At 48.2% G+C, this 527-nt stretch carries 1 protein-coding gene; it reads left to right on the top strand.

From position 1 onward, the window contains the following. Nucleotides 1–391 (top strand): flotillin domain-containing protein (locus ACTHUR_RS17920; RefSeq protein WP_440400090.1); only part of this gene is annotated, 391 nt, incomplete at its 5' end. Between the last annotated feature and the right edge of the window lie 136 nt (nucleotides 392–527).

Raw genomic sequence — 527 nt, 5'->3', positions numbered from 1 at the left:
ATACAAGGTTGACGCCGAAGGTACCCGCGCTGTGAACGAAGCTGCCAACGTCCTGAGCGTTGAACAGGTTGAAATGCAAGTGCGCCTTGCCCTCTTGAAACATCTGCCTGACATCATCCGCGAATCCGTCCGCCCAATGGAAAAAATCGAAGACATCAAGATTTTGCAAGTCAATGGTCTGGGTGGCTTTGCCGGTGGTGCAAACGGTGCGGAAGGTGTTTCAGACGGCCAGACCACACAAGCCAGCCTTGCAGACCAAATGGTCAACAGCGCACTGCGCTACCGCAGCCAAGCTCCGTTGGTTGACGGTCTCTTGAAAGAGTTGGGGCTAAATGGTGGCGACATCAACGGCCTGACCCAAGGACTTGATAAAACCATCGACCAATCATAAACGAATGCCATCATAATGGTTTAAAGGCCGTCTGAAACTTTTCAGACGGCCTTTTGTTTATACAAGAGCTTCCACAAATTCTAATATTTTCAATACTGATCAATTCAGATCTGTTGTAGTAGCAATAAATTAGGAA

It is taken from the genome of Neisseria sp. P0021.S007 (assembly GCF_051956855.1).
This window is presented reverse-complemented; position numbering and strand designations above follow the sequence as displayed.